9 protein-coding genes are annotated in these 13233 nt (G+C 58.8%); 6 read left to right on the top strand and 3 right to left on the bottom strand.

All coding sequences use genetic code 11. The features are described from left to right. Nucleotides 1-87 precede the first annotated feature (87 nt). Nucleotides 88-4950, top strand: coding sequence for a dermonecrotic toxin domain-containing protein (locus ACGSLL_RS00560; RefSeq protein WP_394502103.1), 4863 nt, complete (start codon nt 88-90; stop codon nt 4948-4950). A 70-nt stretch (nt 4951-5020) separates the two neighbouring features. Here the strand turns inward: ACGSLL_RS00560 and ACGSLL_RS00555 are convergent, their stop codons facing one another. Next, nucleotides 5021-5290, bottom strand: coding sequence for a PepSY domain-containing protein (locus ACGSLL_RS00555; protein ID WP_394502101.1), 270 nt, complete (start codon nt 5288-5290; stop codon nt 5021-5023). 152 nt (nt 5291-5442) lie between these two features. On the opposite strand from ACGSLL_RS00555, the gene ACGSLL_RS00550 reads away from it, so the two are divergent. Continuing rightward, the gene (locus ACGSLL_RS00550; protein WP_394502099.1) at nt 5443-6444 is read left to right on the top strand and encodes a FecR family protein; all 1002 of its coding nucleotides are present in this window, start codon (nt 5443-5445) and stop codon (nt 6442-6444) included. Between the two features lie 53 nt (nt 6445-6497). Here the strand turns inward: ACGSLL_RS00550 and pvdQ are convergent, their stop codons facing one another. After that, nucleotides 6498-8843, bottom strand: coding sequence for a bifunctional acylase PvdQ (pvdQ, locus tag ACGSLL_RS00545; protein ID WP_394502097.1), 2346 nt, complete (start codon nt 8841-8843; stop codon nt 6498-6500). An 880-nt stretch (nt 8844-9723) separates the two neighbouring features. Between pvdQ and ACGSLL_RS00540 the strand changes: the two genes are divergently transcribed. Continuing rightward, nucleotides 9724-10101 (top strand): fe2+ zn2+ uptake regulation protein, encoded by a 378-nt coding sequence (locus ACGSLL_RS00540; protein ID WP_394502095.1) that lies wholly within the window; start codon nt 9724-9726, stop codon nt 10099-10101. Between the two features lie 18 nt (nt 10102-10119). Here ACGSLL_RS00540 and ACGSLL_RS00535 read toward each other — a convergent pair whose 3' ends face one another. Next, entirely contained in the window at nt 10120-10308 is a 189-nt protein-coding gene (locus ACGSLL_RS00535; protein WP_394502093.1) for a hypothetical protein, read from the bottom strand. A 157-nt stretch (nt 10309-10465) separates the two neighbouring features. On the opposite strand from ACGSLL_RS00535, the gene ACGSLL_RS00530 reads away from it, so the two are divergent. The 3 genes from ACGSLL_RS00530 to ACGSLL_RS00520 all read left to right on the top strand — a co-directional run bounded on the left by ACGSLL_RS00530 (nt 10466) and on the right by ACGSLL_RS00520 (nt 13232). Next, entirely contained in the window at nt 10466-10600 is a 135-nt protein-coding gene (locus tag ACGSLL_RS00530) for a hypothetical protein (RefSeq protein WP_394502091.1), read from the top strand. Nucleotides 10601-10840: 240 nt separating this feature from the next. Beyond that, nucleotides 10841-12088: an MFS transporter gene (locus ACGSLL_RS00525; protein WP_394502089.1), complete on the top strand. Its 1248-nt coding sequence runs from the start codon at nt 10841-10843 to the stop codon at nt 12086-12088. Nucleotides 12089-12101: 13 nt separating this feature from the next. Beyond that, nucleotides 12102-13232 carry a LuxE/PaaK family acyltransferase gene (locus ACGSLL_RS00520; protein WP_394502087.1) on the top strand — a complete coding sequence of 377 codons (1131 nt, stop codon included), beginning with the start codon at nt 12102-12104 and terminating at the stop codon, nt 13230-13232. The last annotated feature ends 1 nt before the right edge of the window (nt 13233 follow it).

Genomic DNA, 13233 nt, shown 5'->3' with positions numbered 1-13233 from the left:
GGGTGCGGTAACCCGGTACCGCCAGTGCGTCGAGTGGCGAATCTATCGTGAATGCCCTGCCCATGGCTTCCGCTCAGAGCTACGACGATGTCCAGCACCACCGCCCCGCTGCTTTTTCCCGAAATTCTGCAATCCACCGGCCTGCATACCGAGCTGGCCAAAACGCATGGTTTGAACAGCAAAGACTTCGATTGGCTGGCCCATGTGCAGTTGGCGACGCACGCCCTGCGCAAGGAACAGACGCCACCGATGCTTGCCGAACGCATTTTGCTCAACGCTGACAAACAGTTGGCCGTCCCCCTCGCCGGTAGCTTCATTCTGAGCGCCGGCCCGGATGACGGCGGTGTGTTTCTCTATACGCCCTACGACGGCCTGAAAAAGTACAGCGATGAAGATGCACTGACCGAGGCCTTGCAAGCGCGGCTCGACGAGGCCGGTGAACACGATGAGCTGCTGGCCTTCATCAGCGTCTCCCGGCGCAAGGAAGTGGTGGAGAAAGGCGGTATCACCTTTACTCGCGAAACGATCGACGGCGACGTGTTCACGGATCAGCAGTGCGCAATCGACGAAGCTCGCAATATTGGCCTGCGTGATGTGCTGGACGAACTGAAACGTCTGCCATCGCTGACAACCCTGCTGGACAAGATTCTCGACGAACTGCTGGCACCGCACTTCGCTGGACTGCAGCAGGCGCAGACCCGCGTCAGCCTGTATTCGACCAGCGGCGCCACCGCCGGCGATCGCAGGCAGCGGATCAATTCGCTGTCATTGCATGAAGCACTGCTTGTGCATTTGCGCCGTCAGGGCTGGCCGCGTGGTCAGTCAGCCGAATTCTCGCACCCTGCTCGCTCCAGTGACGACAATGATCAGAAAGCCTGGGCAGACGCGCTCAGATCCGCATCGGGAAAGCTGACCATGCTGTTGTTTCGACAGCTGGAGGCTTACTGGAACGCGCCCTCCTTCGAAGGCTCGCCCAGACGCGCATTCTTGCGCCAGACGCTAAAGGACTTGGCGCGAGCTGACCTGATGATCAAGCGCGAAACAAACATCCTCGATGCCAGGGAGTTCGATGCCCTGCACAGTGTGATCCGCGAGTCGCACACGGCTGTGCGTCGGCCCACTTTCGAAACGGTGTGCTTGCGCAAGGAAACGACCTCGGTTGAACTGGCTGGCTCATTGATGATCAATCACGCCAAGGCCTACCTCTATACCCCCACTCAGGGCCTGCAAGTGCTTGACGATTACGCCGACCTCAAGCAAACACTGACTGCCAAACTCGATGCCGGTGGTCATGAAGACGAGCTGTACGGTCTTATGAGCCTTGAAGAACGTAATCGCTATCTGGAATTGATCGATCCGCAGGTCTCCGGCCAGCACATCGGCGGCGACATCATCGCGACGCTGTTTGAGGCGATACTGACCAAGCAGCGCCAGAACGTCGAATTTGCCTTGCAGCGGTTTCGCCAGAATGAACAATCGATTGATATTCACGCGCTTTTCGACAAGGCGCTGGATATCCGCTCGATGCTCCACGAGCGCTTGCTCAAGCTGGAGGTCAATGAGCGCTGGAGCACCCGTCCACTGTTTGCCAGCACCCCGCCTTCCTCAGTGGTGCAGGCAGACAAGGTGGCGCAACTGGCGCTCAAGCTTGAGCGAGAAGAGGACAATCTCAGCAGTAATCTGCGCGCTCAGCCAACCGCCAACAACGCCGAGCAAGAGCGCTTTCTGCAGGCCATATTGTGGAAACTGGCGAAGGCGTTCGAAGACGGTATTCGTGCCGAGGCGAATATCAACCACCTCAGCGGAACGTGGCTGGCAGCCGAGCGCAACATCGTCGACACGGTGTTCGATGCCAGGAAGCCGACCCGCACGGCGCGTAAATCGCTCAACGGTTTTCGCCCTGATGCATGGTCGCTCACGCTTACCGGGCCCGGCGAGACCGGCACGCTGCCACTTGCCCACTGCGTTCTGTTGACCGAACGCGGTGGTCTCGATGTCGCGCACTCCGGTCGCGCGATCCTGTGGACGCCAGCGGTTGGCCTGGAGTCGTTCAACGATATCGCCCTTGCGCAAGAAGCCCTGCAGAACCGCCTGGACGACAAAAACCAGTGCCAAACGCTGCTGGAAAACTTGCCCACCGCACAACAGCGGCTGGACGAAACCTGCACGCTCGGCAGCTTCCAGTTGATTGACGGCAGTGTGGCAAGCGATCGCATGCGGTCGGCCATCGAGCATTTCCTCGACCATTGCCGGATGCTGCGCCAATGCATCGAAGACAAGGACACGCTTGCACGCTTCCTCGAGCAAATGACTCGTTCCTCGATCAACACCAACCTTGTTCGCGCCATCGAACTCGCTAAGGCCCTGGCCCGCCAGCTGGACTATCCCGACTGGTTACAGATGGCGCCGATCCCGGAACAGCGCACGCAGCTCGCCTTGCTGGATCAACTGCGGGACAGCTTTGTCGATGGCAAGGATTTTCTTGATGATGTGCCGGCCTTGTCTGCGTATGTCGAACAAACATTGCAGACCTTGCTCGACGCCAGATTTCCCAAAAACGGCCTCAAGCCGACGGATATTCTGATCACCCCGAATCTGATGCTTGCCGGTCCGGCCTGCCACCTGCTCGATTTTGCCTCGCATCACTTCAATGTCGTGCAAGGCACCGGTTTCAAGGTCGCCTCGCTGACCGCCACGCCATTGCCGGCGAAACTCGATCAGTCAGCGGTCAAGCAATTGCTGCAGTCGCTGGCAATCACAACCACCTATGCGCGCAAAGTCAGCGACGCACTGACCGCTGACACAGCGTCGGCGCGCACCAGTAAAGAACGCTTTCTGCGCCAGTTGCCCTGGCATTTGATGCAGCACGCCCATTCGCTGAAGTTGCAGCAGAAATTGTCAGACACCGGCTACGACGCGATATGCCAGGTGCTGGACATGCCCGATGCAATCGCCCGCGCCACCGTGGCACAGGCGCAGGCTGTCGTCAGTCCGCTGTCATTGATCAAGACCAGCGGAGCCGACGCCATCACCGCTCTCGGGCTGTATGTCATCAGCTCGGGCGCCGGGCAAAGCGGGCCGCTGGTGCTCTATGCGCCATTTTCGCGCTTCGTGTTTCGTGAATTCGAAGCTGAAACACAGTTGATCGAGGCGCTGAACGCACCCGGGCATTTTCAGGATCTGGTGATACGCCGCCTGCCGTCCGGGCAACAAGCCGTGTTCAGCAACCTGCTGAAGACGACCCTTGGCCAAACCAGCGAGATCACGCTTCAGAGCATCCCCATCCGCGGCAACCTGCTGGAGCGGCTGCACAAGGACACCCTCGACCTGCTGCCACGACTGCTCGGTTGCCAAATGCAAATCGAAGCGCAATCCGATTGGGAGGCCGCGAAGTTTCTCTTCAGCAGCGGTGTACGCCTGGTGCCTCACTTGTTGCCAGGCAAGCTCGCCTCGTTGTTTTATCTATGGAAAAGCTATAACGACTTCAAAGACTCCGCCGAAGACCTGCAGCAACACCATTGGTCAAACGCGCTGAAAAGTTTTATCAGCGGGGCGATCTCGCTGTTCAGTCTCGGTCAGCTGTCGTGGCAAAACGAAGAGGAACAAACCACTGAGGTATTCGCCACCGAGGCCGCTGCCGCCATGAGCGAAACCACGACCAACAACCCGGTAAAAACCGCGCCGCGCTGGAACAAAGTCTCACCCGTCACGGCCACTCGGCTTGATTTGCAATCGTTTGAAACCAGCATCGCGCTGCAAGACCTCACCCTCGAAGGCAACAAACTGGTATATCGCAACGCTTCTGGCACGCAGAAATACGCGGCGATCGCTGGCAAGGTCTATCCGGTCATTGAGTCTGAAAAAACCTGGTACCTGCATCACACGGAGGACGGGCAAGGACCAGAGCTTGAGCAAAACAACGGCAGACTGGTTCTTGCCCGTCGCAGCAAGCCTGTCCATCGCTGTCGATCGAGGCAACGCGATCGTGAGCAAATCGAAGTCGAGCGCAGCCGCTCTTATCTGATGTATATCCAGGCCAAGGGAATGGCGCAAATCAACAAGCGCTATCCCGCCCGCGCCTTCGTCATACAGCAAGCTGTCGTTCGCGCACGTACCTACGCGCTCAACTGCCTGCATAACTATGTCATTCACCGCGGCAATCTGGCGGGCACTCGGTTGGAGCGTCTGTTCAAGGATGTCTTCGAGGTCTCGCAGGTTACCCCGTCGCTGCTGAAAAAAATCGAAGCGGTCATTATCCCGCTTTGCCGCGAACTGACCGATCCGAAAGATGACCTGCTCTATACCGAGCGCTTTTTCGCCGGGCTGAACTCCCGTTACGGCGATACCACTGTTGCCTTCGTTTTCAATGAGGACAAACGAAAGATTGTTCACCTGACCGAAGTGTTCTTCAACCCGGGTATGGACCCTTACACGGCTTACCTGCCTGCGCGGTTCAATGTGGATTCCCACGCCCGTGCGGTTGCGCTGATTCACGAACTGTCGCACTTGCTGTTTAAAACCGAAGACTTCGGTTCGGTGGAAGCATTCGCGCCGTTTCCTGACCTCATCGATACGGCCACGGCAGAAGGGCAATTGCTCAAAGACGATGCAGACCGTTTGCGCCAGAGTTTTTCCCGCTTCACTGCGGCATCTCAATTGTTCGTGGATAGAGATGACAACGGTGCGTTGGTCGACCTGGACAAATTGCCCAGGCTAGCCAAGGTGCTGGACAGACTACTTGCCCTGACCAGGACCAAAAATCTCGCCGATGCGCGCAAGGCCTTCCGCAGTGCAGTCTCGGCAGATGCCAGGATTGAAGTTATCCTGGCCAACGCCGATTCGATCGCCTTGCTCATCAGCGAAATGGGCCGGCAACTCGACCCGTTGCCAGCGCCGCTCCCGTTGCCGGCGCCAGCCTCCAGCCAGACCCGCGACATGCCGTCGGCATAACCGGCGCAAAAAAATGCGCAGGCCCAAGGCCTGCGCATTCGCGTGAAGCAATGAGTCGCGCCGGCTGAGCTCAGTCCTTCTGATCGCGCAATACATTGCCCGAGGCGCCGTCGATGCGGAACTCGTAGACAACGCCATCGGCCTTGCGCCCTTCCCCTTCCCAATAACCATCATTGTCGGCGCCGATCTCGTAGACTTCGACATAGCCTGCTTTGGTCTTGGCAACCTCGATGGCTTTTTCGATGGTGATCCAGCCAGCACCCGGTTTATCGGCTAACGCAGCGCCCGTGCTGAGCAAGGCGGCGGTGGCAATCAAAGCGGCAAAAGTGTGTTTGATCATTTTTTCACTCCATTTATGGATAGTGGTCATTGGCGTCCTGTTTTTTGGGTGCCTGAGGAAAAAATAAGTTCCAATTTGATGGGTAAATGCCATGACGGCAGTTCTCGGCCACTTCCCCAGAAGGTTAGAATGTGCGAAATCAGGACGAGTCCATGACCCAAGACACCCTCTCGGAAGCCGAATACGATGCGATCACCGATGCCGCTGCGCATTGGTGCATGCGCGTGCACGCCGCTGATTGCACGGCGCAAGAGCGGCGCGCCTTTCAGCAATGGCACGACGCGCACCCGCTGCATGCATTCGAATACGAGGCCATGCTGGAAATCTGGGACGTAGCCGGACACTTGCCGCGCGCCGAGCCTGCGCCGTTCATGCCCGCGGCACGGTCTTCACGCCCGTGGCGCCAATGGGCGATAGCCGCAGGTGTCTGTGCCCTCGCGTTGCCGCTGGCGGCATATTCGGGCTGGAATCTGGGCTGGCTGCCCAACAGCTATCAGCATTTTTCCGCTACTGGGGAGATCCGCCAGGTCACGCTAAGTGATGGCAGCCAGTTGGAACTGAACCTGAATACAGATCTGACTTTCAGCAATTACAAGGACGAGCGCCGGGTGGCCCTCAAGCAGGGTGAGGCATTCTTCTCCGTCAGCCATGATGTGTCGCACCCTTTCGTGGTGCGTGCAGGCGAAGGCGAGATCCGCGTCACGGGGACGCGCTTCAATGTCTGGATGTATAACGATCAAGTGCGCGTCAACCTCGTCGAAGGTTCGGTGCTGGTGACCAGCAACCGCTCGTTGCCCGGGGATGGTCTGCGCCTTGGGCCGTCGATGCAGGCGCGTTACCAGCGTGGCGATTACATGCCGCAGATCAGCCAGACCTACGCCAGCGACACTTCGCTGACCTGGCGCGACGGCAAACTGGTATTGGACAATCTCGCACTGAGCGAAGCATTGCCCCTGATCAACCGCTACTTGACCAAACCACTGGAGCTGGCGGATACGCGGACCGGCTCAATTCGCGTGGGCGGCATTTACAACATCAAAGCGCTGAACAACTTGCCCGACAGCCTGCCCAAAGTGCTGCCCGTCTATCTGACGCGCAACAAGGAAGGCAATCCGGTAATCAACTCGATACCGCAACAGCCGCCGAAAAGCTGAAGGCCGCGCCCCTTGCGGGATGCGGCCTTCATTTGCTTCATCTACCTTCGGGTTTATTGAGCGGCCACTTTCCCCGCCTTATCCAGTGTCTCGCCAACGGTCTGCACCTGATACTGCGGGTCTGCCTGGATCTGCTGCTCAGTGAACGGCAGAACACTCCACTGTTTCTTCGAAAACGCTTCAGTCTGATCCCGCGAGTATTTCGATGCCGGATCGCTCGATAACGAGAACGCCAACAGCCCTTGAGCGTGCGGCCCCTTGTCATCGAAGCTCACCACTTGCAGATAACTGGTGCCACTGATCACTTCGAGTTTGCCGTCTTCACGCGGCACACTCTGGATTGCGTTGTAGATCCCCAAGGTGCCGGGCCCACCATGAATCGGCGTTTGCCGCCCGCCACTGCTGACGACCTGGATATCACCCCAGCGGGTTTTCTCGTCGAGGCCCATTTTCCTGCTGGTCTCCAATGACGCCAGCATCGCCCCGCGCAGAGCCTTGGCCACTTCCGGCTGCTCGACCGCCAGACCGCGCGGCGTATGTTGCGCATCCTTCGGATCGAAGCCGACACGCCAGACTTCCGGCACGGCTTGCAAGGCCTGCATGATGTTCTGGAAATGCACCAGCCCCACGCCCGCGTTCAGATTCGCCCGACCGTCCCAAGCAGTGAGACTGGCACAAACCGGTTGCAGAGCCTTTGCATCCGCGCCAAGGTCAGATTCACAGAACTTCAGCAGATCCGGCACCACCTGAGTCGCCAGATACACCTGATCGTCCATCACCATCTGTTGCAGGTCCTTGACCGCCAGCGAGCCTTTTTTGCTCAGCGTGCCCAGGCGATCAAGGGCGAAACGTGATCGCAAGCCCAGCGGTTGGCCGTCCTGGCTGATCAGCGGCGAGAACCCGGTGAGCGGTTGCGCCGGGTTGGCCAGCCATGCCGAGTCGTTGGAATGCTGAACGAAGTCCTTGCGCAGCAGTTGCGGCAACTGGCTGGCCGCATAAATGCCCTTCTGTGCGGCTTGCGGGTCGCTATCCCAGGCGCAGGCGTCGTTGGAACCGTCGAGCACGATCAGTTGCGTGCCCATCCGTGGATCGCTGCATTTGGCCAGTTTCTCGGCATTGACGTTGGGCACCACCGAAAGGTTCATGTACAGCGTCTGGCCCTTGTCATCGACGGCCAGGGTGTTGACCCACGGTATGCCCTGAATCGTGTGCACCGAATCCTGCAACTGCTGGAGCGTGGACGCCTGATTCATGGCGTACCATTGTTTCAGCACGCGATCGTTATCGAGGTTGGCGTCGCGCAGGCTATAGGCATACTGATGGTCCCAGTCGAGCTTGCCCGGCCACTGCACAATCGGCCCGAACTGCGAGCTGTAGACATCCTTGCTCACCGGCACGACCTGGCCGTCGGCCTGCTTGACCTGCACGGTCACGGTCTGCTTGTGCATCGGCATCGACTGGCCATCGAGCAGATAACGGGTGGAGTCCTTCGGATCCAGTTGCAGGCGATACAGCGTGAAGTGTTTGGACGAGTCGACCGTATGCGTCCACGCCAGATGCTGGTTGAAACCAATGTTGATCATCGGCAGCCCCGGCAACGCTGCGCCCATGACGTCGAGTTTGCCGGGAATGGTCAGGTGCATCTGATAAAAACGCATGCCGCCGACCCACGGAAAATGCGGATTGGCCAGCAGCATCCCGCGCCCGTTGAACGAGCGCTCACTGCCCACGGCCACGGCGTTGCTGCCGCGATCAAGGGCAAAACGTTGTTGACGGGCATCGGCCAGCCGATAAGCCTGCGCCCCCTGGCGAATGGCAGCTGTCGCTTGCGGCGCGGTGGCACCGGCCAGGGCTTCGGCAAACTGCCCGACCCCGCCCTCGACCAGCAAACGCCGGGTGAGCTTGACCAGATCCTGCGCTGCGATGTCGCGCACCCACTCACCCTGACATTGCTGCGGCAAGCCCTGCTTGCGGCGTTCGGCCAGATAACGGTTGTAGCCAGCGGCATAACCCTCGACCAGATCACGTACCGGCCCCGGTTGCGCCTGCCAGAAGCCATCAACCGCCTCCGGCGTATTCAACCAGGTGAAAAACACATCGCTGACGCGGTTTTCGCGCTGCTCGACCGTGAACTGATCCGGCCCGAAATACCGCGAACGCTGGCCATTGACCGTAACGATCTCATTGGCCAGCAGGCACAGATTGTCCTGCGCATACGCATAACCAATCCCGAACCCGAGCCCGCGCTCGTCCTGCGCACGAATATGCGGCACACCAAAAGCGGTCCGGCGAATATCGGCACTGGCCCCGCTGGCTGGGCTCAACGCATGAGCTGAACAACTCACGCCCAGAAAAACGCCAGCCAACGTCAGCCTGGTTAATTGTCTGTAAATAATCACGCTTGCTCCTGATCAACATGCCATAGAGCGGATCGGACACCGACGCAAACACAGCACCCGGCGGACCCGCCCCGCTAATTCCCACGCGTCCTTGCGCAATGAGCCTGTCGAAGAAACGAAGCAGGTGAAGAAAAATTTAGGGCGCCGGGAAGCTCCCGTCAGATCACGTCGACGGCCAGATCAAAATCAAAAGCCCCTCACTCTAGCCCTCTCCCAGAGGGAGAGGGGACTGATCGCAGGGAATTTGAGAATTGCATCGAGCTGCAATTGCGCGTCGAACGCAAAACTTGAAACGCATACCAATCGGCTCCCTCTCCCTCGGGAGAGGGCTGGGGTGAGGGGCAGCCACACCACAAAACCAAAGCCAACCCCCCGCTTCTAACCACTCAACAATGAGCGTTAGCTCGCGTGCTCTTGATGTTGATCTTGCCTAACCAGCGACATCGGAAGGCTGAGTGGAGGGATCGATCCGGGCGTGGGAGCGCAGCGACCGTCTGGCGCAGCCAGACACAGCGGAAGGAGGTGCAGCGAAGCAAACCGTAGCCGCTGCGCCCGGATCGGTCCCGGAGCGAAGGGACCCGAGCCTGCGAGGGCCGAACGCAGGAGCAAAGCCTTTTGGTTCCTTTTTGGCGTTTGAAAAAGGGACTCGCCGTAAGGGCGAAACCGCCAGCCGCAACACCAAAAAAAACGGATATTCACCCAAAACACCCAGAGCTTGGTCGGCCCAGAAGCCGCCACGCCCCCAAAAAATCACAAGAAATAAACATCGGGCCAACAAATTTTCCACATCTTTTCTTTCATGATTCGCCAAGCTCATACGTCTAGTTCTGAGAGAGCAAAAAAACCCATTCCCGATCAGGCCCTGAAAAGGAGTAAGCGCATGTACAACTCGCAACTACCAACGGACGGTAGCCAGGCCCCCCAAGGAATTTCCATGAGCCAGAACGCGAGCAATTTCGGCCCACGCGGCGAGCGACACGGCAACGAACGCATCCGGTTGCTGCTGAAAAGTTTCGGCCTGCGCACCAGCCTGATTCGTCTGAAAGTCATTGACGCCTTGCTGGTTGCGGCACAAAGCGAGCGGCGTCTGGGCGTGCGCGGTGTCCATAGCCAATTGCTGGATCTGGACATCCCGCTGTCTTTTCTCAGTGTGCGCGAAGTGCTCAAACGTTTATGTGCCGAAGGCGTGATCACCTTCAATGAAGACAAAAGCTACAGCCTGCATCCACAGGCTGCAGCGGTCCTCAGTCACGATTGAGGCGGGCGACGATCACCGTCAAGGCTTGACCTTGCGGCGCATCACGCCGTTGATGATCACGACGACGACCGCCACAGCGATCGCAACGAACTGGAACGTCTTCTCGGTGATCATCCCGGCGTTTTGCAGCCACGAAAGGCCCAGCATGATCGCCAGGACCGACAAGGCGATCAGAATCGAATAAATCAAGCGTTGCTTCTGGGTCATTGCGGCTTCCTGTAACTCTGATATGTATCCGGTTTGTATCCAATTGCATGCCATGCACTTACCGTGTTACCGGAATGCGCCGCAGCAAGCGGGGTCTCATGTTACAGCCGCGCAAGCGTTTTGGCTTGCTGGCGGCGTCACCCTGAGGATTTTTCAAATGCTGCGTCGCATCACCTGGTTGATTCCCGTTCTGGCACTGCTCACGCTCAGTGGCTGCATCATCTTCCCCCACGGGCATGGCGATCATCACCGTTATGACCAGGGAGGCCCTGGCTATTATCAACATCGCTAGAACGGGGTTATTCCCCTCCCTCCGCGTCGATACATTGACCGCAGCTGAACATCTCCAGCCCGTTTGAGAACCATCAAGGCCCGCCAACGCGGGCTTTGCTGTTGCTGCGCTAAACAAAATCGCGCCGCAGTAAACAAGTTGCAAGCATTTGAAATTTGCTGTCGCAGCAAAACAATAGGTTGCGGCAGTCTGCGGCACTTAGTCTCTGGGAACTACTTCGATATACAAACAGGGATGTTTATGCAGAGAACACTTATACCCATCGGCCCGCGACAGGTGCTGGGCTTCTGCCTGGCAATCAGCGCCTTTGAACTGTTGACCTACATGGCCAGCGACCTGGTCATGCCGGCCATGCTCGGCGTAACCCGCGAGTTGCAGGCTGATGCGCGGCATGTTCCTCACGCCTTCAACCTCTATCTGTTGGGCGGGGTTTGCCTGCAATGGCTGATCGGGCCGCTGTCCGATCAATGGGGGCGACGCCGCATGTTGCTGATCGGCTGCGCCTTGTTTGCGGCGGCGTGCGCGGCGGCATTCGTCAGCCAGAGTATTGCCGCGTTCAATCTGCTGCGGCTGTTGCAAGGCATGGGCATTGGCTTTGTTGTCGCGGTCAGCTACCCGGCCTTGCAGGAAGTGTTCTGTGAGGCCGATGCGGTGCGCCTGATGGCGCTGCTCGGCAATATCGCGCTGTTGTCGCCGCTGATCGGGCCATTGCTGGGTGTCGTTCTGCTGCAATGGATGTCATGGCGCGAGCTGTTTCTGAGTCTGGGCGTTGCCGCTTTGCTGGTCTGGCTGGGGCTGTTTGTCTGGATGCCGGAGACGATCGGAATGACCCGGCGCGACGGGCACCGACAAGCGCCAATTGAATTTTCCTGGCAGCAGACCTGGCAACGCTACCGCGCACTGCTGGGCAATCGACGCTTTCTCGCCGCAAGCCTCGCGCTGGGGCTGATGAGCTTGCCGCTGATTGCCTGGATCGGTCTGGCACCGCTGCTGCTGATGCAGTTGCTTGACCTGACGCCTGTGCAATATGGCCTGTGGCAGATCCCGATTTTCACCGCAGTGATCGCCGGCAATCTGATTCTCGACCGTTTATTACCCACGTATTCCCTGCCCCGGATTATCCGACTGGCGCTCTGGCCGTTCTGCACCGGTTTGCTCGCATTGATTGGCTGCGCTTTGTTCGGCGTCGGCCTCGCGCCGGTGGTCGCCAGTCTGTCGGTGTATGCGGTCGGGCTGGGCATGAGCAATGCGGCGCTGTACCGCCTCGCACTGTTTGCCAGCGATGACAGCAAGGGCCTGGTTTCAGCGCTGGTCGGCATGTTGTCGATTGCGCTCATGGGCCTTGGCGGCGGGCTGATTGCAACCATCGGCGGCGGCGCACGCCTCGAACTCTTCGCGCTCTGCGCCGCCTTCAGTGGCCTGATGTGCCTGCCTCTGCTGCAGGGCTTGTTGACCAGCCGCAATCGCGCAGCCGCTTGCGATCAGTAAAAGGACAATCGACATGCTTCAACTACCCGCCTGCGATGCGCTGTGTGCATTGCCGAATCCCTATTGCCTGGACGCCGTACAGGCAGACCTGTTCGATCATGCCATGCGTGAGATCAGCCAGTACCATTGTCAACACACACCTGGCTACGAACATTGGTTGCATGCCAATGGCCTGACTGTCCGCGACCTCGACGGCCTTCGTGACTGGTCGCGACTGCCGCCCATTCTCGCCAACTTTTTCAAGCAGCAGGTGTTGCTCAGCCCCAGCGCAGAAAACGCCGTGGAACTGACCTCATCCGGCACCAGCGGGCAGAAAAGCCGCATGCGCTACGATCAGCGTAGCCTGTCGCGCGCACAGTTCATGGTCGAACGAATTTTCCATCACTACGCTTGGGATACCGCGGATACGCCCTGCAATTACCTGCTGCTCAGTTACGAGCCGCACGGTGAAATCACCCTCGGAACATCCTTTACCGACCAGTTTCTGTGCCGCTTCGCTCCGGCGAATCGGGTGGTCTACGCGTTACGCAGCAATGGCCAAGGCCATCAGTTTGATCTTTTTGGCGTCATCACAGCGCTGCAGGCATTCGCAGAAGAAGGCCTCCCCGTGCGAATTTTCGGCTTCCCGGCGTTTCTCTGGCAGGCGCTGCAACATATGCAGGCCACCGAGGTGCCAGCGCTGACACTGCCGCAACAGTCACTGGTGTTTTTTGGCGGTGGCTGGAAAACCCGCGCCAGCGACGAAATTCCCAAACAACAACTGTATGCACGCATCGCCGCGCAATTGGGCATCGAGACAGCGCGTTGCCGCGACGGTTACGGCGCAGTCGAGCACGCGGTGCCTTACATCGAATGCGCACATCACCATTTCCATGTGCCGGTTTACGCCAGGGTTTACGTGCGCAATCCGGAGGATTTTTCCGTCCAGCCCTACGGTCGACAAGGCTTGCTGGGGTTCGTTTCGCCTTACATTTCGTCGAGTCCCGCACACGCGGTGGTCATGAGCGATCTGGCCACCCTGCATCCCGGATCGAGCTGCGGCTGTGGCCTGCCCAGCGACTGGTTCGAACTGCATGGCCGCGCCGGTACCACCGCAGGCAGAAGCTGCGCGATGGCAGCCGCTGAATTACTGGGGAGGCACTGAC

The organism is Pseudomonas retamae (assembly GCF_043496865.1).
In the GTDB taxonomy this organism is placed as follows: domain Bacteria; phylum Pseudomonadota; class Gammaproteobacteria; order Pseudomonadales; family Pseudomonadaceae; genus Aquipseudomonas; species Aquipseudomonas retamae.
The sequence above is the reverse complement of the archived record's forward strand: the minus strand, read 5'-3'. Positions and strand labels throughout refer to the sequence as shown.